The organism is Streptomyces sp. NBC_01426 (genome assembly GCF_036231985.1).
Lineage (GTDB): Bacteria > Actinomycetota > Actinomycetes > Streptomycetales > Streptomycetaceae > Streptomyces.
In genome coordinates this window covers 3,781,393-3,802,490 of record NZ_CP109500.1, presented here as the reverse complement: position 1 = coordinate 3,802,490, position 21,098 = coordinate 3,781,393, and the positions used below count along the sequence as shown (strand labels likewise).

The following is a 21,098-nucleotide window of genomic DNA, read 5'->3' as shown; positions in this document are numbered from 1 at the left end:
GTTCCCGCCCCCGACTTCGCTCGCGTTGCCTAGCGCCGCGGTTCCCACCGGAACCACCGGTGGACAGCAAACACGCTCGTCACGGTCCAGGCCACCGTGAGGAGCGCGGCCCCGGTCAGGTCCCCGGCCGGCGCGCTGTCCCAGGCGCCCCGCACCAGCGTCATGACGCCGCTCAGGGGAAGCAGTTCGCACACCGATGCCAGCGTCCGCGGCAGGCTGTCCATCGGTACGAACAGGCCCGAGCCGAGCAGGCTCACCAGCAGCAGCGGCACCGTGGTGATGCCCGCGCTCTCCACGCTCCGGGTGAAGGAGCTGGTCAGCGCCGACAACCCGGCCAGCAGCACGATCGCCGCGAGTACCGCGACGATCAGGAGCAGCGGGTTGTCCGGCATCGGCGCGTCCAGGGCGACCGCCCCGGCCAGGACGAGGACGCCGATCTGCCCGAGGGCGACGACCGCGGCCGGCAGCGCGGTGCCGGCGAGGATCTCCAGGTCGCCCGCCTCGCCGGTGCGCAGCCGCTTGAGGACGAGTTCCTCGCGCCGGGCCACGTACGCGGAGACCAGGTTCATGTAGACGACCAGGAGCAGGACGAGTCCGATGCCGCCGCTCAGGGTGGCCCGGCCGAGGGCCGCGGCGCTCCGCTCGTCCGCGTCGGCGAGCGTCGAGCGCAGCAGGAACACCATGGCCGCCGGCATCAACAGGGCCATGGACAGCGCGGCCCGATTGCGCCGCAGCAGGGTCAGCTCGGAGCGGCCCAGGGCGGTGAGCCGCCGGGGGCTCAGGCGCGGTGCGGTCAGGTTCGGCATGCTCATCGGATTCCCGCCCTCTCGTCCTCGTCGGTCCGGGCGCCGGACAGGGGGCTCCGGCGGCTCCGTGCGATCTCCAGGAAGGCCTCCTCCAGCGAGGCGGACCGGGCGTCGAGCCCGATCAGCTCCACCGCGGCCTCGTGCGCCCAGCGCAGCAGTTCCCCCAGGCTCTCCTGGAGCCGTTCGGTACGGATCTCCACCTGCCGTCCGTCCGCCGCCGCCCGCAGGGACAGCGGCAGCCGCGCCGCGGGCACCGCCTCCGGGAGCGTGAAACGGATCCGGGAGGGCCGCGTCGCGCTCACCTCCGCGGGCGTGCCGGTCAGCACCGGTTCCCCCTCGTGGAGGATCGCCAGCCGGTCGGCGAGCTCCGCCGCCTCCTCCAGGTAGTGCGTGGTCAGCAACACCGTGGTGCCCCGTTCGCGCAGTTCCCGCACCAGCGCCCAGGTGTCCCGGCGGCCCTCGGGGTCCATGCCGGTGGTCGGCTCGTCGAGGAACAGCACCTCCGGCCGCCCCAGCAGGGCCAGCGCCAGATCGAGCCGCCGCCGCTCACCGCCGGACAGCTGCTTGATCCGTACGGAGGACCGGGCGGCCAGCCCGACCAGCTCCAGGACCTCCGCCCCGGGTTGGGCGCCCGTGGTCACCCCGGCCCACATCCGGACGGTCTCGGCGACGGTCAGGTCGGAGGGGAAGCCGCCGTCCTGGAGCATGATCCCGGTGCGCGGCCGGACCTCGGCCCGCTGCCTGTACGGGTCGAGCCCGAAGACCCGCACCCGACCGCCGTCGGGCGCGGCCAGTCCCTCCAGGAGTTCCACGGTGGACGTCTTGCCCGCCCCGTTCGTCCCGAGCAGGGCGAAGATCTCGCCGCGCCCCACGGAGAAGGAGACGCCGCGGACGGCCTCGAAGCCGCCGGCGTAACGGCGTCGCAGTTCCTCGGCCCGGATCACCGTGTCGGTCATCACTGTGTCGGTCATGAACCAAGGCTCGCGGCGAACCGGCCGCCCAGGCAGTGCGCGCTGTCATGACGGGGGATGACATATGTCAGGCGGCACCGGGCAAAGGCGCGGGTATAGGGGTGAACACACGACAAAGGCCCCGATCAATGATCGGGGCCTTTGTCACACTGAGCGGACGACGCGACTCGAACGCGCGACATCCACCTTGGCAAGGTGGTGCTCTACCAACTGAGCTACGTCCGCATGCAACGACGTAAAGCCGTGCGCTGCGAGCATCACTCTACCTGATCCACAACCGTGGTCGGTAAAGCGTGCAGAGCGGGTGACAGGGATTGCACACTGCGCCTCCCCCCTGGAAGGGGGGTGTTCTGCTACTGAACTACACCCGCACGACTTCGGGTCTCGGCCTTGCGGCCTCGCCCCTTGGCGTGATCCACACACTAGCCGATCAGAGGGGGTGGATGGCAAATCCGGGGTCAGTGGGCAGCGTTGTAGGCCTCGTAGACCCGCTTGGGGATGCGACCGCGCGGCGGCACGTCGTGCTGGTTGGACCGGGCCCAGGCCCGGACGACCGCCGGATCGGGGGCGATCGCCGTGTGCTTGTACGCCTTCCCCGAGCGAGCCTGTCGACGGCCGGCGGCCACGAAGGGGGCGAGGCCCTTCCGCAGTTTCTTTGCGTTGGCGACATTGAGGTCGATCTCGTACGACTTACCGTCCAGTGCGAACACGACCGTTTCCGCCGCTTCTCCGCCATCGATGTCGTCGGAGATCGTGACTACTACGCGCTGCGCCACGGATATCGGTCCCTTCGTGCGAGGTCACCGCGTGCTGACATGCGGTGATGTCGCCTGTGTGGATGTTTCGGAGCAATGCATCAATCCGTCGGAATCCCGACCGATTCCTTTGTACCGTGATTCGCATTGAATTGCGAAGCCCAGTTAATTATCTCCGCGTGTCCCGCCGCAATCCCGGGCACGTGGTTTTCCGGTGGATTTTGCGAAGCGTTGGTGAAGCTGAAACGGGTCGCGGATCATGCTCAAGGTATATCTACCCGCGTAGAAATTTTCGCCGGGTACGCTGAGGGAACCGCCTTCGCACCAACCACCACACGGGAGTGCCAGTGGCACGCGTCGTAGTCGACGTCATGCTCAAGCCGGAGATCCTCGACCCCCAGGGCCAGGCGGTGCAGCGTGCACTGCCGCGGCTGGGCTTCGAGGGAATCGCCGACGTCCGCCAGGGGAAGCGCTTCGAACTGGAGGTGGAGGGACCGGTCGACCAGGCCGCCCTCGACCGCATCCACAAGATGGCCGAAACCTTCCTCGCCAACACCGTCATCGAAGACTTCACCGTGAAGGTCGAGGCCTGAGGGTGACCACTCGCATCGGAGTCGTCACGTTCCCCGGAACGCTCGACGACCGTGACTCGCTGCGCGCCATCCGCATCGCGGGAGCCGAGCCGGTCTCGCTGTGGCACCGCGACAAGGACCTGCACCAGGTCGACGCGGTCGTCCTCGCGGGCGGCTTCTCCTACGGTGACTACCTGCGCGCCGGGGCCATCTCCCGCTTCTCGCCGGTGATGGAGACCATCATCGAGCAGGCCAGGGCCGGCATGCCGGTCCTCGGCATCTGCAACGGCTTCCAGGTCCTCACCGAGGCCCACCTGCTGCCGGGGGCGATGCTCCGCAACAACCACCTGCACTTCATCTGCCGCGACCAGAAGTTGCGCGTGGAGAACGCGGAGACCGCGTGGACCGGCGACTACACCGCCGGCCAGGAGATCTCCGTACCGCTCAAGAACATGGACGGCCGCTACACCGCCGACGAGCGCGTGCTGGACGAACTGGAGGCCGAAGGGCGAGTGGCCTTCCGGTACCTGGACGGGAACCCGAACGGTTCGCTGCGCGACATCGCCGGCATCACCAACGCCGCGGGCAACGTCGTCGGCCTCATGCCGCACCCCGAGCACGCGGTGGAACCGCTGATCGGGACGGGCCGCACCGACGGTCTCCCGTTCTTCACCTCGGTCCTGAAGAAGCTGGTCAGCGCATGAGCCTCGACACCGTCAAGCACGCCACCGACACCCCGGACGCCTCCCAGCCGTGGAAGGAACTCGGCCTCAAGGAGGACGAGTACGCCCGCATCCGGGAGATCCTCGGCCGCCGTCCCACGGGCGCCGAGCTCGCCATGTACTCGGTCATGTGGTCCGAGCACTGCTCGTACAAGAGCAGCAAGGTCCACCTGAAGCAGTTCGGCGAGAAGGTCCCGGAGAACGACGCCATGCTCGTCGGCATCGGCGAGAACGCCGGCGTCGTCGACGTGGGCCAGGGCTACGCGGTCACCTTCAAGGTCGAGTCGCACAACCACCCGTCGTACATCGAGCCCTACCAGGGCGCGGCCACCGGCATCGGCGGCATCGTCCGCGACATCCTCGCGATGGGCGCCCGCCCGGTCGCGGTCGTGGACCCGCTGCGCTTCGGCGCGGCCGACCACCCCGACACCAAGCGCGTCCTGCCGGGCGTCGTCGCCGGCATCGGCGGCTACGGCAACTGTCTGGGCCTGCCGAACATCGGCGGCGAGGTCGTCTTCGACGCCTGCTACCAGGGCAACCCGCTGGTCAACGCCGGTTGCATCGGCGTGATGAAGCACGAGGACATCCACCTGGCCCAGGCCTCCGGCCCCGGCAACAAGGTCATCCTCTACGGCGCCCGCACCGGCGGCGACGGCATCGGCGGCGTGTCCGTGCTGGCCTCGGAGACCTTCGACGACACCAAGCCGACCAAGCGGCCGGCCGTGCAGGTCGGCGACCCGTTCCAGGAGAAGCTCCTCATCGAGTGCACCCTGGAGATCTTCAAGGAGAAGCTGGTCGCGGGCATCCAGGACCTCGGCGGCGCCGGGCTCTCCTGCGCCACGAGCGAGCTGGCCTCCGCGGGCTCCGGCGGCATGCGCGTCGAACTCGACACCGTCCCGCTGCGCGACGCGACGCTCTCGCCCGAGGAAATCCTCATGAGCGAGTCGCAGGAACGCATGTGCGCGATCGTCGAGCCGCAGCACGTGGACCGCTTCATGGAGATCTGCGAGAAGTGGGACGTCATCGCCACCGTCATCGGTGAGGTCACCGAGGGCGAGCGCCTGGAGATCTTCTGGCACGGCGAGCAGATCGTGGACGTCCCCCCGGGCACCGTCGCCCACGAGGGCCCGGTCTACAACCGCCCGTTCGCCCGCCCCGCGTGGCAGGACGCCCTCCAGGCCGACGACGCGGGCAAGCTGCCCCGCCCGGGGACCTCCGAGGAGCTCCGCGCGCAGGTCCTGGCGCTGGTGTCCTCCCCGAACCAGGCCTCCAAGTCCTGGATCACCGACCAGTACGACCGCTTCGTCCAGGGCAACACGGTGCTCTCGCAGCCCGAGGACGCCGGCATGGTCCGCATCGACGAGGACACCAACCTCGGCGTCGCCATGGCCACCGACGGCAACGGCCGCTTCGCGAAGCTCGACCCGTACACGGGCGCGCAGCTCGCGCTGGCCGAGGCGTACCGCAACGTCGCCGCTACCGGCGCCAAGCCGCTCGCCATCTCCGACTGCCTCAACTTCGGTTCGCCGGAGGACCCGGGCGTCATGTGGCAGTTCGCCGAGGCCACCCGCGGTCTCGCGGACGGCTGCCTGGAGCTGGGCACCCCGGTGACCGGCGGCAACGTCTCGCTGTACAACCAGACCGGCGAGACCGCGATCCACCCGACCCCGGTCGTGGCGGTCCTCGGTGTGATCGACGACGTCAACCGCCGCACGCCGATGGCGTTCGCGGAGGCCGGCCAACTGCTGTACCTGCTCGGCGACACCGCCGAGGAGTTCGGCGGTTCGGCCTGGTCCGAGGTCGTGCACCAGCACCTCGGCGGCATGCCGCCGAAGGTGGACCTGGGCCGCGAGAAGCTGCTCGGCGAGATCCTGATCTCGGCCTCGCGCGACGGCATGATCGACGCCGCGCACGACCTGTCCGACGGCGGCGTGATCCAGGCGCTCACCGAGTCCTGCCTGCGCGGCGGCAACGGTGCGCGGATCGTGGTGCCCGAGGGCCTGGACGCCTTCACCTTCCTGTTCTCCGAGTCCGCGGGCCGGGCCGTCGTGGCCGTCCCGCGCAGCGAGGAGCTCCGCTTCACCGACATGTGTGGTGCGCGGGGCCTGCCGGCCGCCCGCATCGGCGTGGTGGACGGCGAGGAGATCGAGATCCAGGGCGAGTTCACGATTCCGCTCGCGGAACTGCGGACCGCCCACGAGGCGACGATCCCGGCGCTGCTCGCCTGATCCGGCCCGTACCGTCGTTCCCGCTCGGACCGTCATCGAGCCCCCGTCCGGAGTCCTCCGGGCGGGGGCTCGGTCGTGCGGCCGTTGTTTCCGCAGTCCAAGCCGCCGTCGACACCCCCGCCGAAGCCCCCGCCGGCGACACCGACCAGGGCATGGTCCGGGGCCCGTTCCCGGGCTGAGCGCGCCGGATAGGGTCGGCTCCATGCCGACCGCCCGGAAGAAGCCGCGTACCTACGACTCCGCCAAGATCCGCGCGGCCGTCACCGCGCAGTTCGGCCACATCGCCGCGGCCGTGGCGACGCTGACCCCCGAGGAGTCGGCCCGCCCCACGCACCTCGGAAGCTGGACCGTACGGGACCTCGCGGCGCACATCGCCTGGATCATCCGGTCCATCCCCGAGGCGGCGGCGCGACCCGAACCGGCCGAAGCCGAGCTGACCGTACGGAACTGGCCCTTCGCCACGGCCGGGATCGCCGGACAGATCGACGAACTGGCCCGGGAGACCGCCGCCGGCGAGGAACTCGGCCCGCTGTACGAGGAGGCGGCGACCCGGCTCGCCGAACTGCTGCGGGTGGTCCCGGACAGCCGACTGCTCGGGCTGCGGGTCGGCGCGATGGCCTTCGGGCCGTTCATGGTCACCCGCACCGTGGAGCTGGTCGTCCACACCGACGACCTCAACCGGGCCGCCGGCCTGGAGATCCCGATCGACCGGCAGGCCCTCGCCGCCTGCACCCGGCTGCTCGCCGACGCCCTCGCGGACAAGGCCCCCGGGGGTTCGGTGGAGCTGCGGATCCCGCCCTTCGCCGTGGTCCAGTGCCTGGAGGGACCCCGGCACACCCGGGGCACCCCGCCCAACGTGGTGGAGACCGACCCGCTGACCTGGATCCGGCTCGCGACGGGCCGTACGACCTGGGACGAAGCGCTGGACGGGGCCCGGCTCAGCGCGAGCGGGGAACGGGCCGATCTGGGCGCGCTGCTCCCGCTGATGGGCTGAGGCAAACCCTCCCCGAAGGGCCGGACGGCGGGCCGACGGCAGGCGGAAGGGAACCGTCCGGGCACCTCGCCCGTCCCAGGTGCATGCGTCAGCAACGGCACGTCCTCGCCGCCCTCACGCTCGCCGTCACCGTCACCACCGCGGTGACCGCCTGCGCGGACCAGACGACCCCCTCCGGCCCGGATCCATCACCGGGCCTTCCGGGGACGAGTTGGTCCGTGGAGAGCGTGACCGTGGACGGGAAGACCCTGACCGCGCCCGCAGCGGCCCGACTGGCCATCGGCGCCGAGGCCCCCTACGAGGCCACGGGCAACTACGGCTGCAACGGCCTGTCGGCCAAGGTGGAGATCAAGGGCTCGACCATGAACGTCCAACCGGGCTCCAGGACCGCGATGGCCTGCCCGGACATCGCGTTCGAGACGGCCTTCGCCAAGCTCTTCCGGGGCGCGCTCACGATCGACAGCCGGCCGGAGCACCTCACCCTGAAGACGGCGGACGGCAACACCATCGCCCTGACCACGAAGCCCCGGACCCCGGACGCGCCCCTCACGACCACCGACTGGAGCGCGAACTCCCTGATCCAGGGCACGACCGTGTCCTCGGTGCCCGCCGAGGCGGCGGGCAAGGCCCGGTTCACCATCGCCGCCGACGGCGCCGCGAGCGGCAACCTCGGCTGCAACCGGTTCTCCGCCCGGGCCGTCGTCGAAGGGTCCCGGATCACCTTCGGGCCCCTGACCTCGACACGGATGGCCTGTACCGGCCCGGCCGGTGACGTCGAACAGGCGCTGACCGCGCTGTTCGCCAGTGGCCCCCTCGAACACCGCGTCCAGGGCGACACCCTGACCCTCACCGCCACCGACGGCAGCGGCAAGGGCCTGGGAGCCAAGGCCGCCTCCGCCGTCGAATGACCTCCGCCCCGTGCCCGGTGGGTGTCCACAGCCTGTGGACACCCACCGGGCACGGCCCGCCGCCGGCCTCCCCGCCCCGATGCGTCGGACCGCCCCGACGCATCGGACCGATCAGGCGGATCGGACAGATCAGACGGATCGGGCAGATCAGGCAGGTCAGAGGGCCGGGTCAGGCCGGGTACGGGAGCAGCGTCGCGTCCGTCTTCTCCCAGGCCGCCCGCAGTTCGGCCAGCCTGGCCGGTTCCACGGCCGCCTTGTCGGCCTGCTCGCGGACGTCCCCGGCCAGGTTGAACAACTGGTCCTTGCCGGCCTTGCCCCGGTAGTACTTCCAGTCCCCGCGGCGCAGCGCCCGCTCGCCCCGCACCCGCCAGAACAGGTTCCGCTCCGCGACCCGCTCGCCCCGCAACAGGTATCCGGCCAGGCTCACCCCGTCGAGCGGGTACGCGCGGTTCGGCCGGGCCCCGGCCAGCTCCAGCAGCGTCGCCGTCCAGTCCGGGCTGAACACCGGGACATGGCTGACCTGTCCGCCGTCCAGGCGCGCCGGCCAGCGCACGATGTTCGGCACCCGGATCCCGCCCTCCTGGAGCGAGGCCTTGTTGCCGGAGAGCGGCCAGTTGTACGAGAAGCGCTCGCCCCCGTTGTCGCTGGAGAAGACGACCAGGGTGTCCTCCTCCTGGCCGGAGCGCTTCAGTGCCTTCAGCACCTCCCCGATCGAACGGTCGAGGTCCTCGACCATCTCCTTGTACTTCTCCACGGAGCCGCCGTCCTGGTGCCACAGCGCCCGGCCGTCGCCCGCCTTGATCCGGCGGACGATCTCGGCGCTCTCCTTCGTGTCCCCGTCGGCGATCCAAGGCCAGTGCGGGGTCGTGAAGTTGAGGTTCAGCAGCCACGGCTTGCCGTGGTGGTCGCGGGACACGTACTCGCTCGCCCGCTCGGTGATGATCCGCGTGTAGTAGCGCAGGTCCTTGTACTCGGCGTCGCCCTCGTAGAGGTCGTACTCCCCGCCCAGGCCCAGCTTGGAGTAGTACTCCAGGGCCCCGCCGAAGTTGCCGAAGAACTCGTCCCAGCCGGACCGGGTGGGGCTGTAGTCCGGCAGGTACCCGGCGTGCCACTTGCCGATCAACGCGGTCGCGTAGCCGGACTCCTTGAGCAGCGAGGCCAGCGTCGGGTGCGAGGGCTCCAGGCCGACGGACTTGTCGGCGATCGGCTCGGCCAACCCGCCCTTGGTACGGCCCGGGTAGCGCCCGGTGTACAGGCTGAAGCGGGTCGGCGAGCAGGTCGCGGAGCCGGAGTACGCGTCGGTGAACCGGACTCCCTGGCGGGCGAGCCGGTCCAGGTTCGGGGTCTTGATGTGCGGGGACCCGTACGAGGACAGGTCCGCCCAGCCGAGGTCGTCGCCGAGGATGAACAGGATGTTCGGCCGCCGGGAGTGACGCCCCCGGGCGGCCTTGAACTCCCTCTCCTCGGAGCCCGCGTGCCGGGCATCGGCGGGAGCTGAGGCGGGTGCGGAGGAGGGTGCGGCGGCGGCCGGCGCGGCGGCCCCCAGCCCGACGGCCGCGGCGGCGGCGCTCACGCCGACCGCCCCGCCGAAGGCGCGTCGGGACAGGTGGGATTCAGACGAGGTCACAGGTGCTCCAGGGCATGGCCCGCCGGCCCACCCCGCGGCGGCGCGGGACGGCGCATGGCACGGCGGAACGGGCTGGGGCGAGCGAAAAGGCACTGCGGGGGAAATCGGCGAGAGGCGCCGGGAAAATTCAGAAAGGGCGCGCCGGAGCGCGGGGCGGAACTACGCCCGGCAACAACAGATGGCGCTCGCGACACGGACGAGGTCCACGTGCCGGCGCTCGACGAGGGTGACGGTGCGGTCACCGAGAGGCTGCATGAGCCGGAAGCTTGTACGAATCGACGACGGGCTGTCAACCAGGGCATTCCGGATATCGAGACAGTCACCCTCCGCACGGGTTACCCGACTGTCCGCACTGTGACTTTTACGGGCCGTCCCCAATTCGGACCAGTGGTCGATCTCGCCTACACTCGGGAGCGTGCCTCGTGGTGATGGACGACTCAACCACGACCTGCTCCCCGGCGAAAAGGGCCCCCAGGACGCTTGCGGCGTCTTCGGTGTCTGGGCTCCGGGTGAAGAGGTCGCCAAGCTCACCTACTTCGGACTGTATGCGCTGCAGCACCGCGGACAAGAGTCCGCGGGAATCGCTGTGAGCAACGGTTCCCAGATCCTCGTCTTCAAGGACATGGGCCTCGTTTCCCAAGTCTTCGACGAAACCTCTCTCGGCTCGCTCCAAGGTCACATCGCGGTCGGTCACGCCCGCTACTCGACCACCGGAGCCTCCGTCTGGGAGAACGCGCAGCCCACTTTCCGCGCGACCGCCCACGGCTCCATTGCCCTGGGTCACAACGGCAACCTGGTGAACACCGCCGAGCTCGCCGAGATGGTCGCCGACCTCCCCCGTCAGGACGGCCGCGCCACCCAGGTGGCGGCCACCAATGACACCGACCTGGTCACCGCACTGCTGGCCGGCCAGGTCGACGACGAGGGCAAGCCCCTGACCATCGAGGAGTCGGCCACCAAGGTCCTGCCTCAGGTCAAGGGCGCGTTCTCGCTCGTGTTCATGGACGAGGGAACCCTCTACACCGCCCGTGACCCGCAGGGCATCCGCCCGCTGGTCCTCGGCCGCCTGGACCGCGGCTGGGTGGTCGCCAGTGAGACCGCCGCCCTCGACATCTGCGGCGCCAGCTTCGTCCGCGAGGTCGAGCCGGGCGAGCTCATCGCGATCGACGAGAACGGCCTGCGCAGCTCCCGATTCGCAGAAGCGAAGCCCAAGGGTTGCGTGTTCGAGTACGTCTACCTGGCGCGCCCGGACACCGACATCGCCGGCCGGAACGTCTACCTCTCGCGTGTCGAGATGGGTCGGCGCCTCGCCAAGGAAGCCCCGGTCGACGCCGACCTGGTGATAGCGACGCCGGAGTCCGGCACGCCCGCCGCCGTCGGCTACGCCGAGGCCAGCGGGATCCCGTACGGCGTCGGCCTGGTCAAGAACGCCTACGTGGGCCGGACCTTCATCCAGCCCTCGCAGACGATCCGCCAGCTCGGCATCCGCCTCAAGCTCAACCCGCTCAAGGAAGTCATCCGGGGCAAGCGCCTGGTGGTCGTGGACGACTCGATCGTCCGCGGCAACACCCAGCGCGCCCTGGTCAAGATGCTCCGCGAGGCCGGCGCGGCGGAGGTCCACATCCGGATCTCCTCGCCGCCGGTGAAGTGGCCGTGCTTCTTCGGCATCGACTTCGCCACCCGGGCCGAGCTCATCGCGAACGGCATGACCGTCGACGAGATCGCCACGTCGATGGGTGCCGACTCGCTCTCGTACATCTCGCTCGACGCGATGGTCGAGGCGACCACCATCCAGAAGCCGAACCTCTGCCGTGCCTGCTTCGACGGCGAGTACCCGATGGAACTGCCCGACCCGCAGCTCCTCGGCAAGCAGCTCCTGGAGACCGAACTCGCCGGCGGCACCGACGCCGCCGACGCGCTCCGGCGCCCGTAGCCCTCGTCCGACCCGACCGCACCAGGTCGGGTCGGACCGGCTCGGCCCCAGCTCGACCTGCGCCCGGCCCTGTCTTTCAAGCTTCTCCCAGGGCTGTGCACCACCCGCAGTAACGACACGAAAGCTCTCTCCTGTCATGACAGAGAAGACCACCGGTGCCAGCTACGCAGCAGCAGGTGTCGACATCGAAGCGGGCGACCGCGCCGTCGAACTCATGAAGGAGTGGGTGAAGAAGACGCAGCGCCCCGAGGTCCTCGGCGGCCTCGGCGGTTTCGCCGGCCTCTTCGACGCCTCCGCCCTCAAGCGCTACGAGCGCCCCCTGCTCGCCTCCGCCACCGACGGCGTCGGCACCAAGGTGGACATCGCCCGCCGCCTCGGCGTGTACGACACCATCGGCCACGACCTGGTCGCGATGGTCATGGACGACATCGTCGTCTGTGGCGCCGAGCCGCTCTTCATGACGGACTACATCTGCGTCGGCAAGGTCCACCCCGAGCGTGTCGCGGCCATCGTGAAGGGCATCGCGGAGGGGTGCGTCCTCGCCGGCTGCGCCCTCGTGGGCGGCGAGACCGCCGAGCACCCGGGTCTCCTGGGCCCCGACGACTTCGACGTGGCGGGCGCCGGCACCGGAGTCGTCGAGTACGACCGGCTGCTGGGCGCGGATCGCATCCGTACGGGGGACGCCGTCATCGCGATGGCCTCCTCCGGTCTTCACTCGAACGGGTACTCGCTGGTCCGGCATGTCCTCCTGGACCGCGCCGGAATGCCCCTGGAAGGTCACGTCGAGGAGCTCGGCCGGACCCTCGGCGAGGAGCTGCTGGAGCCGACCAAGATCTACTCGCTGGACTGTCTCGCCCTCACCCGCACGGCCGAGGTCCACGCGTACTCGCACATCACGGGCGGCGGCCTCGCCGCGAACCTGGCGCGGGTGATCCCGGACCACCTGCACGCCACGGTCGACCGTGCGACCTGGGCCCCCGGTGCGATCTTCGACCTGGTCGGCAAGGCCGGACAGGTGGAGCGCCTGGAGCTGGAGAAGACGCTCAACATGGGCGTCGGCATGATGGCCGTGGTCCCGCAGGAGTCGGTGGACGTGGCCCTGACCGCGCTGGCCGACCGCGGCGTGGACGCCTGGGTCGCCGGCGAGATCCTGGACCGGGGCGACCACACCGAAGGCGCGACCCTGACCGGTTCCTACGCGAGCTGAGCAGCACTGAAACCCGGTCCGGGGCGAGGCCCTGGACCGGGTTTCAGTACTTTTGAGACTTATTGCCTACGCAGACGTCGAGAGAGCGTCAAGCGCCGCGGCGCTGCGCCGAAGGACCGGACTCATCGTCCTCGTCCTCGTCGTCATCGCCGTTGTAGAGGGCCGCGTACTTGGCGTACGGGTCGTCTTCGTCATCATCCAGATCGTCATCGACCTCGACCGGCGCGCTGACGGGCAGCGGCTCTGTCGGCGATGCGCCCAGCTCATTGGCCAGACGCGAGAGGTCAGTCCCGCCGCTGTTGTACTTCAGCTGGCGGGCGACCTTTGTCTGCTTGGCCTTGGCCCGGCCGCGCCCCATGGCTCGACCCCCTCGGTGACGGGGCTCGACGGCCCCAGAGTCTGACACGCGTTCATGGTTCGGAGCGGGCTCTCCGTGGAGAGACCGTCCGTAGGGGTTCAACGGTACCTGCTTCAGCGGCCGTACGGTACGCCGCCCGCATCACGCGCGCCGATGCAGTACCAACGAGACACCCCGTACTCGCTGGTCAGCTGCGATTTTAACCCTTTCCTGGCGGGCGACCCGCCGAAGGACAGTGAGTTCCGTCTCCCCTGCGCCTCCGGCGGGTCCCGAGCACCCTCGGAAGGGGTCAGACCGCGACGACGCCGCGCGCGTCGGCCATCCGCTGCTCGGCGATCCGGTCGGCCGCGGCGGCCGGCGGGATCCCGTCTTCCTTCGCACGTGTGAATATGGCCAGCGTGGTGTCGAAGATCTTCGACGCCTTGGCCTTGCACCGGTCGAAGTCGAAGCCGTGGAGCTCGTCGGCGACCTGGATGACCCCGCCCGCGTTGACCACGTAGTCGGGGGCGTAGAGGATCCCGCGGTCCGCGAGGTCCTTCTCCACACCCGGGTGGGCGAGCTGGTTGTTCGCCGCGCCACAGACGACCTTGGCGGTCAGCACCGGCACCGAGGCGTCGTTGAGCGCACCGCCCAGCGCGCACGGGGCGTAGATGTCCAGGCCCTCGGTGCGGATCAGCGAGTCCGTGTCGAAGGCGGCGGTCACCCGACCCGGGTGCCGGTCGAGGATCTCCTGCACCGACTCGCGTCGGACGTCGGTGATGACGACCTCCGCGCCGTCCTCCAGCAGGTGCTCCACCAGGTGCCGGCCGACCTTGCCGACGCCCGCGACGGCGACCTTGCGGCCGCGCAGGGTCGGGTCGCCCCACAGGTGCTGGGCGCTCGCGCGCATGCCCTGGAAGACGCCGTACGAGGTGAGGACCGAGGAGTCGCCGGCGCCGCCGTTCTCGGGGGAGCGGCCGGTCGCCCAGCGGGTCTCGCGGGCCACCACGTCCATGTCCGCGACGTACGTGCCGACGTCGCAGGCCGTCACGTAGCGGCCGCCGAGGGACTCCACGAACCGGCCGTAGGCCAGCAGCAGTTCCTCGCTCTTGAGGATGTCCGGGTCGCCGATGATCACGGCCTTGCCGCCGCCGTGGTCGAGGCCGGCGAGGGCGTTCTTGTACGACATGCCGCGCGCGAGGTTCAGCGCGTCGAGGACGGCCTCCCCGTCCGAGGCGTAGGCGTGGAAGCGGGTACCACCGAGGGCCGGGCCCAGGGCGGTGGAGTGGATGGCGATGACAGCCTTGAGGCCGGTGGCTCGGTCCTGGCACAGCACGACTTGCTCGTGGCCGCCCTGTTCCGTGCGGAACAGGGTGTGCAGGACGCCGTCGGTCATTTCGGTCACGGTGGTGACTCCCATGGAAGAGATGCGGCGGGAAGACGCCCCCCTGCGGGTGGGGGAGGGCGCGCTGGGAGCAGCGTAAGACCTGAGGGGCCCGCGCAGGCGTCCTGTCCGGGGATCGAAACACTCCCGGGTCCCGGGCGCGGTCCCGGCGACCTCGCGGGTGCCCGCCGGAGTACCGCCGACCGGCGCGGGGGAGTACGAGAGCGTGAGCGAATCCCCCGACCCCCGGCCGCCCTCCGCGCGCCCCGCACCGACCGTTCCCTACGCCTCCTACCTGCGCGTCTACGAGCCACTGGCGGCCTTCCCCGAACCGGAGCGCACGCACTGGGCCGACTACGCCCGGCGGGCCGACACCCCGACCGCCCAGGACGAACTGCGCCGGTCGCTGGCGGACTTGGTGCGGGTGCCCCTGGTCGCGGTCCCCCGGCACGAGAGCGCCGACGCCTTCACCACCGAGTGGGACGGGACGCTGCTGGTCTGCCCGTGGCGGACCAGGCTGCGCGGCTGGCTGGCGCTGGAGGAACTCGTGGAGTGGTTCCCGGGCCCGGTGCTGGACGCGGCGCTGCCCCCGGCCGCCCGCCGTCGGGCGACCGAGGAGTACGAGGCGTGGCGCGAGCGGAACCCGGACGGCCGCCCGTGGATCCGGACCGGGGTCTGGCAGGTCCCGCTGCGGTGGTTCGTGCTGGTGTCCGACGAGGAACGGGAGTACCTCCCGGGCGAGCGGCTGCGCTACCGCACCCCGATGGTGCAGGCCCGGCGCCGGCTCGCCCGGGGGCTGCGGACCCTGCGCGAGGCGGAGGGGTACGGCATGCTCACGGAGGGCCTGGTGGAGGTCGGCAGCTGGCTGGAGGAGTTCCACCCGCGCTCGATGGTCGAGCTGGACTACGGCGGACTGGCGCACACCCTGCCGGAGGCCGGGCTGGCCGAGGACCGCTCGGCGCGGGATCTGGCGCGGGGGATCGCGGAGCTGCGGGCCGGGGACCGGGAGGGCGCGGCCCGGACGTACGGGGAGCTCGCGGAGCGCTGGGGGGCGGTCCGGGAGAGACTGTTCGCAAATTAGGTCCCGGAGACCCCTGGCGTGCCCGCCGTATCGCCCGTATCGTCCGATCGGCCATAAGTCGCAGATCAGAGCCTTGATCACGGTATTGGGGTCTTAGTGCCGGGACCTACGTCCCGATACGGGCCATTGGCCCAAGCGTGACGGACCGCACTATCTACACCCTTGCGCCCTTCCCCTACCCTCGTGCCAAAATAGGACAAGGAGTCCGGGGAGGGTTCCTTCCGTCCAAGTAAGGGCGGAATGCTCGGTATTGCACTCTATGGGGGGTCTGACGACTCCTGATCGCTCTGTGACTGATCGTCACAGTGGGGTGACTGTCCGTTATGGGACGGTCCATCGGCTTCCGCCGCTGATGAACACCTCGGAGGGCAATTCCATCGGTTTGGCCGTCGAGGCTGGACGGATGGTGTAGTTGTAGTGCCGAGGACAAGCCGTTCGTCCTATAACCGACTCGGCCTGCGTATGTCCATTTCGGGCAACGTGGGCCAAGGTGCAGAATTTAGAGGAAAGAACCGAGATGGTTCGGTTCTCCCGAGGAGGCCGCTCATGACCGCTCGCACCCCTGATGCCGAGCCGCTGCTGACCCCGGCTGAGGTTGCCACGATGTTCCGCGTGGACCCGAAGACGGTCACCCGCTGGGCCAAGGCTGGCAAGCTCACGTCCATCCGCACCCTGGGTGGACACCGCCGTTACCGCGAGGCTGAGGTTCGCGCACTGCTCGCGGGAATTCCGCAGCAGCGCAGCGAGGCCTGAGGCTCGCAAGCAGGACCTTTTTGACGGGTCTGAATCGGGTCCCCCAATCCGATGAAACCCAAAAGCTTCAAACGGCAGGGCCTGCCCCAACAGGTTCCGCTGTTCGATCGCGCTGGACTCCGCCGGGTCCAGCGCGATCTTTTTTATGTCCGGAGGGCGGCGAAAGCGCGGTGCTCCAGGGAGCTCTGCGGGGGTGGGTGCCATTGCACATATAAAATCGAGCGGGCGTATGACTGCGATAAATGTGCGAGTCTCAAAAACTCATGTGGTGACACCCGTCACAGCTGATCACTCTTGTATACCCGGCAATGCACCCCGTAAGGGGACGGGAGCGACAGGGCGCGTCATGCGGACGGGGGGTTTCGTCCGACGCCGGCCGTCGGCCGCCCACTCGGACGCGAGAGCGCGGCGGGACGCGGCAAGGGGGGCCGACGCGATGAGACGGGAACGTGACCGGTGGGGGTCGAGGGGCCGGACGGGACGGCCGGGGCCCCCGGAAAGGCCTCCAGGGCCCCTCTGCGCGCCTGTCGGGCCGCGGATGTGATCCACGGGCCTCCGGCCCGTCCCGCGCCCCTCAGGCGTTCGACGGGCGAACCGCCCCGACGTGGCACCCGGATGACCCGTACCTCGCCGAAGGGACCGGCACATGGATCCGGTGGCGAACGCCGAATGGACCCTCAACGCGCCAGGGCCCGTATCCCCTGAGGGATACGGGCCCTGACGTTTCTGCGAACCTGACGGGACTTGAACCCGCGACCTCCACCTTGACAGGGTGGCGAGCTAACCAACTGCTCCACAGGTCCTTGATTTGTAGCCGCTGGGCGGTTACGAATCAGACTGTACAACAGCTCAGGGGGTGCAGTCGAACCCGATCAGGGGGCGGCCGCATCCACCGCCTTCACGATGCGCTTGTCGGAGATCGGATACGCCGTCCCGAGCGCGTGCGCGAAGTAGCTGACGCGCAGTTCCTCGATCATCCACCGGATCTCGGTGACCGCCTCGGGCACGGGCCGACCCTTCGGCAGCTGCTCCAGCAGCCACAGGTACTCGTCCCGCATCTCGTGGACCTTCTCCATGCGCGTGGTGTCGCGCTGGACGCCCGTCGGCATCTGTTGGAGCCGTCGGTCGATCGCCACCAGGTAGCGCATCAGGTCCGGCAGCCGCTTCAGCCCGGTCAGCGTCACGAAGCCGGCCGGCATCAGCGCCGCCAGCTGCGTCCTGGCGTCCTGGACGTTCGCCATCAGGGCCAGGCTGTTGGTGGCCTTCAGGCGCCGTTCACAGGCCTGCCAGGCGGCCAGCACCTGTTGCACCTGGTCCACCGTCCGCACGGTGGTGTCCACCAGGTCCGCTCGCACCGCGTCGAAGAGCTTGCGGAAGCCGGCCTCGTCCCAGGCCGGGCCGCCGTGGGCGGCGATCAGCCGGTCGGTGGCCGCCGTCGCGCAGTCGTCGAACAGCGCCTGGATGGAACCGTGCGGATTGCGCGAGAGGGCGAGCTTCTGCTGGTTGGTGAGCTTGTCCGAGGCGAACTTCGCCGGATTCACCGGGATGTTGAGCAGGATCAGCCGCCGGGTGCCGAGCCACATCGCCTGCCGCTGTTCGGCCTCCGTGTCGAAGAGCCGTACGGACACGCTGGCACCCGCGTCCACCAGCGCCGGGTACGCCTTCACCGGCTGACCCGCCCGCCGGGTCTCGAAGACCTTGCTCAGCGTCCCGATGGTCCAGTCGGTCAGCCCGGAACGCTCGACGGACTCCCCGCCCGCCCGCTCGGCGGTCGCCGCGGCGGCCTTGGACAGGGCCTGGCGGGCCTTCGGCTTGAGCCTCAGCCGCAGGGCCTCCAGGTCCTTGTCCTCCGCGAGGTTCTTGCGGCGCTCGTCGACGATCCGGAAGGTGATCTTCAGATGGTCCGGGATGCGGCTCAGGTCGAAGTCGTCGGCGGACACCGGCACTCCGACCATCCGGTGCAGCTCCCGGGCCAGCGTCACGTGCAGGGGCTCCTGCATCGGGTGGGCCGTGGCCAGGAAGCGCGTCGCGAAGTTCGGCGCGGGCACGTAGTGCCGGCGGATCGGCTTCGGCAGAGAACGGATCAGCTCCGTGACGACCTCCTCCCGCAGCCCCGGGATCTGCCAGTCGAAGCCCTCCTCGGTGACCTGGTTCAGCACCTGGAGCGGGATGTGGACGGTCACGCCGTCCGCGTCCGCGCCGGGCTCGAACTGGTAGGTCACCCGGAACTTCAGCGGCCCCTGGAGCCAGGAGTCCGGATAGTCGGCCTTGGTGACCCCGGCCGCCTTCTCCGTCAGGAGCATCTCGCGCTCGAAGTCGAGCAGTTCGGGCTCGTCCCGCTTCTTGTGCTTCCACCAGGAGTCGAAGTGCGCCCCGGAGACCACGTGCTCGGGGATCCGCTGGTCGTAGAAGTCGAAGAGGGTCTCGTCGTCCACCACGATGTCGCGGCGCCGCGCCCGGTTCTCCAGCTCCTCCACCTCGGTGAGGAGCTTGCGGTTGTCGGCGTAGAACTTGTGGTGCGTGCGCCAGTCACCCTCGACCAGGGCGTTGCGAATGAACAGCTCGCGCGAGACCTCGGCGTCGATTCGGCCGTAGTTGATCTTCCGCTGGGCGACGATCGGCACGCCGTACAGCGTGACCTTCTCGTACGCCATCACGGCCGCCTGGTCCTTCTCCCAGTGCGGCTCGCTGTAGGTGCGCTTGATCAGGTGCTGCGCCAGCGGCTCCACCCACTCGGGCTCCACCTTGGCGTTCACCCGCGCCCACAACCGCGAGGTCTCCACCAGTTCCGCCGACATCAGGAACTTGGGCTGCTTCTTGAAGAGCGAGGACCCGGGGAAGATCGCGAACTTGGCCGACCGCGCGCCGAGGTACTCGTTCTTGTCGGTGTCCTTCAGGCCGATGTGCGACAGCAGACCCGCCAGCAGCGAGATGTGCACGTGCTGCTCGGGGGCGTCTGCCTCGTTGACGTGGATCCCCATCGACTTCGCCACCGTGCGCAGCTGCGAGTAGATGTCCTGCCACTCGCGGATCCGCAGGAAGTTCAGGTACTCCTGCTTGCACATCCGGCGGAACGAGGACGAGCCGCGCTCCTTCTGCTGCTCGCGCACGTAGCGCCACATGTTCAGGAACGAGAGGAAGTCGCTGGTCGCGTCCTTGAAGCGGGCGTGGTTCTGGTCCGCCTGCGTCTGCTTGTCCGAGGGCCGCTCGCGCGGGTCCTGGATGGACAGCGCCGCCGCGATGACCATGACCTCGCGGACGCAGTTGTTCTTGTCCGCCTCCACCACCATGCGCGCCAGCCGCGGGTCCACCGGGAGCTGGGACAGCTGTCGGCCCATCGGCGTGAGCCGCTTGGTGTGGTCCTTCTCGGCCGGGTCGAGGGCGCCGAGTTCCTGGAGGAGCTGGACGCCGTCGCGGATGTTGCGATGGTCCGGCGGGTCGATGAAGGGGAACTTCTCGATCTCGCCGAGACCGGCGGCGGTCATCTGGAGGATGACCGAGGCCAGGTTGGTGCGCAGGATCTCCGCGTCCGTGAACTCGGGGCGGGAGAGGAAATCGTCCTCGGAGTACAGCCGGATGCAGATGCCGTCGCTCGTACGGCCGCAGCGGCCCTTGCGCTGGTTGGCGCTGGCCTGCGAGATCCGCTCGATGGGCAGCCGCTGCACCTTGGTGCGGTGGCTGTAGCGGGAGATCCGGGCGTTGCCCGGGTCGATCACGTACTTGATGCCCGGGACGGTCAGCGAGGTCTCGGCCACGTTCGTCGCGAGGACGATCCGGCGGCCCGTGTGCTGCTGGAAGACCCGGTGCTGCTCGGCGTGCGAGAGACGGGCGTAGAGCGGCAGCACTTCCGTGAACCGCAGGTTGCGCTTGTTCAGGGCGTCCGCCGTGTCGCGGATCTCCCGTTCGCCGGAGAGGAAGACCAGGACGTCGCCCGGCCCCTCGGACTGCAGCTCGTCCACGGCCTCGCAGATCGCCGTGATCTGGTCCCGGTCGGAGTCGTCGCCCTCCTCCTCCAGGAGCGGGCGGTAGCGGACCTCCACCGGATACGTGCGTCCGCTGACCTCGACGATCGGCGCGTCCCCGAAATGCCGCGAGAACCGCTCCGGGTCGATGGTCGCCGAGGTGATGACGACCTTGAGGTCGGGGCGCTTGGGCAGCAGCGTGGCCAGGTAGCCGAGCAGGAAGTCGATGTTCAGCGACCGCTCGTGGGCCTCGTCGATGATGATCGTGTCGTAGGCGCGCAGCTCGCGGTCCGTCTGGACCTCCGCGAGCAGGATGCCGTCCGTCATCAGCTTGACGAAGGTCGCGTCCTGATCCACCTGGTCGGTGAAGCGGACCTTCCAACCGACCGTCTGCCCGATCTCGGACTTCAGCTCCTCCGCGATCCGCTCCGCGACCGTGCGCGCGGCGATCCGGCGGGGCTGGGTGTGCCCGATCATGCCCCGGACCCCGCGACCCAGCTCCATGCAGATCTTGGGGATCTGCGTGGTCTTGCCGGAACCGGTCTCGCCGGCGACGATCACGACCTGGTGGTCGCGTATCGCCTCGGCGATCTCGTCCTTCTTCTGGCTGACGGGAAGGTTTTCGGGATACGTGATCTCCGGCTTGCGCGAGGCACGGCCGGCCAGACGCGCGGCGGCCTTCTCGGCCTCCGCGGCGATCTCGTCGAGCACGGCCTGCTTGGCCTCGGGCTTGCGGATACGGCGGGCGCCCTCGAGGCGGCGGCCGAGGCGGTGCGCGTCGCGGAGGGAGATCTCACCGAGAAGCGTCTGCAGGGCGGCGAAGGAAGTAGACATACCTGGTCGAGGATCTCACCCGGG

At 69.7% G+C, this 21,098-nt stretch carries 17 protein-coding genes and 3 tRNA genes; 9 read left to right on the top strand and 11 right to left on the bottom strand.

The annotated features are described in order from the left end of the window. Positions 1 to 29: 29 nt before the first annotated feature. The 5 genes from OG906_RS16765 to OG906_RS16745 all read right to left on the bottom strand — a co-directional run bounded on the left by OG906_RS16765 (position 30) and on the right by OG906_RS16745 (position 2,553). Positions 30 to 812 (bottom strand): ABC transporter permease, encoded by a 783-nt coding sequence (locus OG906_RS16765; RefSeq protein WP_329443678.1) that lies wholly within the window; start codon positions 810 to 812, stop codon positions 30 to 32. Next, entirely contained in the window at positions 809 to 1,777 is a 969-nt protein-coding gene (locus OG906_RS16760) for an ABC transporter ATP-binding protein (RefSeq protein WP_329443676.1), read from the bottom strand. The genes OG906_RS16765 and OG906_RS16760 overlap by 4 nt, the downstream gene beginning before the upstream one ends. Positions 1,778 to 1,929: 152 nt before the next feature. Continuing rightward, a tRNA-Gly gene (locus OG906_RS16755) sits at positions 1,930 to 2,002 on the bottom strand. A 74-nt stretch (positions 2,003 to 2,076) separates the two neighbouring features. After that, positions 2,077 to 2,148: transfer RNA gene (locus tag OG906_RS16750), tRNA-Gly, on the bottom strand. Between the two features lie 87 nt (positions 2,149 to 2,235). Then, positions 2,236 to 2,553 (bottom strand): histone-like nucleoid-structuring protein Lsr2, encoded by a 318-nt coding sequence (locus OG906_RS16745; protein WP_267803327.1) that lies wholly within the window; start codon positions 2,551 to 2,553, stop codon positions 2,236 to 2,238. A 320-nt stretch (positions 2,554 to 2,873) separates the two neighbouring features. Between OG906_RS16745 and purS the strand changes: the two genes are divergently transcribed. From purS to OG906_RS16720, 5 genes are all read left to right on the top strand, one after another. Next, on the top strand, positions 2,874 to 3,125 hold the full coding sequence (purS, locus tag OG906_RS16740) for a phosphoribosylformylglycinamidine synthase subunit PurS (RefSeq protein ID WP_008740952.1): 252 nt from the start codon (positions 2,874 to 2,876) through the stop codon (positions 3,123 to 3,125). A 2-nt stretch (positions 3,126 to 3,127) separates the two neighbouring features. Then, on the top strand, positions 3,128 to 3,808 hold the full coding sequence (gene purQ, locus OG906_RS16735) for a phosphoribosylformylglycinamidine synthase subunit PurQ (protein ID WP_053680243.1): 681 nt from the start codon (positions 3,128 to 3,130) through the stop codon (positions 3,806 to 3,808). Next, a complete protein-coding gene (gene purL / locus OG906_RS16730; protein WP_267803328.1) occupies positions 3,805 to 6,054 on the top strand; it encodes a phosphoribosylformylglycinamidine synthase subunit PurL in 2,250 nt (749 codons plus the stop codon). The genes purQ and purL overlap by 4 nt, the downstream gene beginning before the upstream one ends. Before the next feature lie 202 nt (positions 6,055 to 6,256). Beyond that, a complete protein-coding gene (locus tag OG906_RS16725) occupies positions 6,257 to 7,048 on the top strand; it encodes a maleylpyruvate isomerase family mycothiol-dependent enzyme (RefSeq protein ID WP_267803329.1) in 792 nt (263 codons plus the stop codon). Between the two features lie 83 nt (positions 7,049 to 7,131). Beyond that, a complete protein-coding gene (locus tag OG906_RS16720; protein WP_329443671.1) occupies positions 7,132 to 7,956 on the top strand; it encodes an META domain-containing protein in 825 nt (274 codons plus the stop codon). Between the two features lie 169 nt (positions 7,957 to 8,125). Here OG906_RS16720 and OG906_RS16715 read toward each other — a convergent pair whose 3' ends face one another. Together OG906_RS16715 and OG906_RS43625 are read right to left on the bottom strand one after the other, a co-directional pair. Further along, positions 8,126 to 9,583, bottom strand: a complete 1,458-nt coding sequence (locus OG906_RS16715) for a sulfatase-like hydrolase/transferase (RefSeq protein WP_329443669.1) — start codon at positions 9,581 to 9,583, stop codon at positions 8,126 to 8,128. 159 nt (positions 9,584 to 9,742) lie between these two features. Then, complete coding sequence (locus OG906_RS43625) at positions 9,743 to 9,838, bottom strand: putative leader peptide (protein ID WP_323178891.1); 96 nt, start codon at positions 9,836 to 9,838, stop codon at positions 9,743 to 9,745. A gap of 160 nt (positions 9,839 to 9,998) precedes the next feature. On the opposite strand from OG906_RS43625, the gene purF reads away from it, so the two are divergent. Further along, complete coding sequence (gene purF / locus OG906_RS16710; RefSeq protein WP_267803332.1) at positions 9,999 to 11,516, top strand: amidophosphoribosyltransferase; 1,518 nt, start codon at positions 9,999 to 10,001, stop codon at positions 11,514 to 11,516. Positions 11,517 to 11,652: 136 nt separating this feature from the next. Continuing rightward, positions 11,653 to 12,723 (top strand): phosphoribosylformylglycinamidine cyclo-ligase, encoded by a 1,071-nt coding sequence (gene purM / locus OG906_RS16705; RefSeq protein WP_053680253.1) that lies wholly within the window; start codon positions 11,653 to 11,655, stop codon positions 12,721 to 12,723. Between the two features lie 88 nt (positions 12,724 to 12,811). Here the strand turns inward: purM and OG906_RS16700 are convergent, their stop codons facing one another. Next, positions 12,812 to 13,081, bottom strand: coding sequence for a DUF3073 domain-containing protein (locus OG906_RS16700; RefSeq protein WP_267803333.1), 270 nt, complete (start codon positions 13,079 to 13,081; stop codon positions 12,812 to 12,814). A 289-nt stretch (positions 13,082 to 13,370) separates the two neighbouring features. Further along, entirely contained in the window at positions 13,371 to 14,465 is a 1,095-nt protein-coding gene (locus OG906_RS16695; RefSeq protein WP_329443662.1) for a Leu/Phe/Val dehydrogenase, read from the bottom strand. 205 nt (positions 14,466 to 14,670) lie between these two features. On the opposite strand from OG906_RS16695, the gene OG906_RS16690 reads away from it, so the two are divergent. Continuing rightward, positions 14,671 to 15,525, top strand: a complete 855-nt coding sequence (locus OG906_RS16690) for a DUF4213 domain-containing protein (RefSeq protein WP_329443660.1) — start codon at positions 14,671 to 14,673, stop codon at positions 15,523 to 15,525. A gap of 546 nt (positions 15,526 to 16,071) precedes the next feature. Then, positions 16,072 to 16,278, top strand: a complete 207-nt coding sequence (bldC, locus tag OG906_RS16685) for a developmental transcriptional regulator BldC (protein ID WP_003949541.1) — start codon at positions 16,072 to 16,074, stop codon at positions 16,276 to 16,278. A 729-nt stretch (positions 16,279 to 17,007) separates the two neighbouring features. On the opposite strand, the gene OG906_RS16680 is transcribed toward bldC, so the two are convergent. Together OG906_RS16680 and hrpA are read right to left on the bottom strand one after the other, a co-directional pair. Then, positions 17,008 to 17,081, bottom strand: a tRNA-Asp gene (locus tag OG906_RS16680). Positions 17,082 to 17,150: 69 nt separating this feature from the next. Further along, positions 17,151 to 21,074, bottom strand: coding sequence for an ATP-dependent RNA helicase HrpA (gene hrpA / locus OG906_RS16675; protein WP_329443658.1), 3,924 nt, complete (start codon positions 21,072 to 21,074; stop codon positions 17,151 to 17,153). Positions 21,075 to 21,098 lie beyond the last annotated feature (24 nt).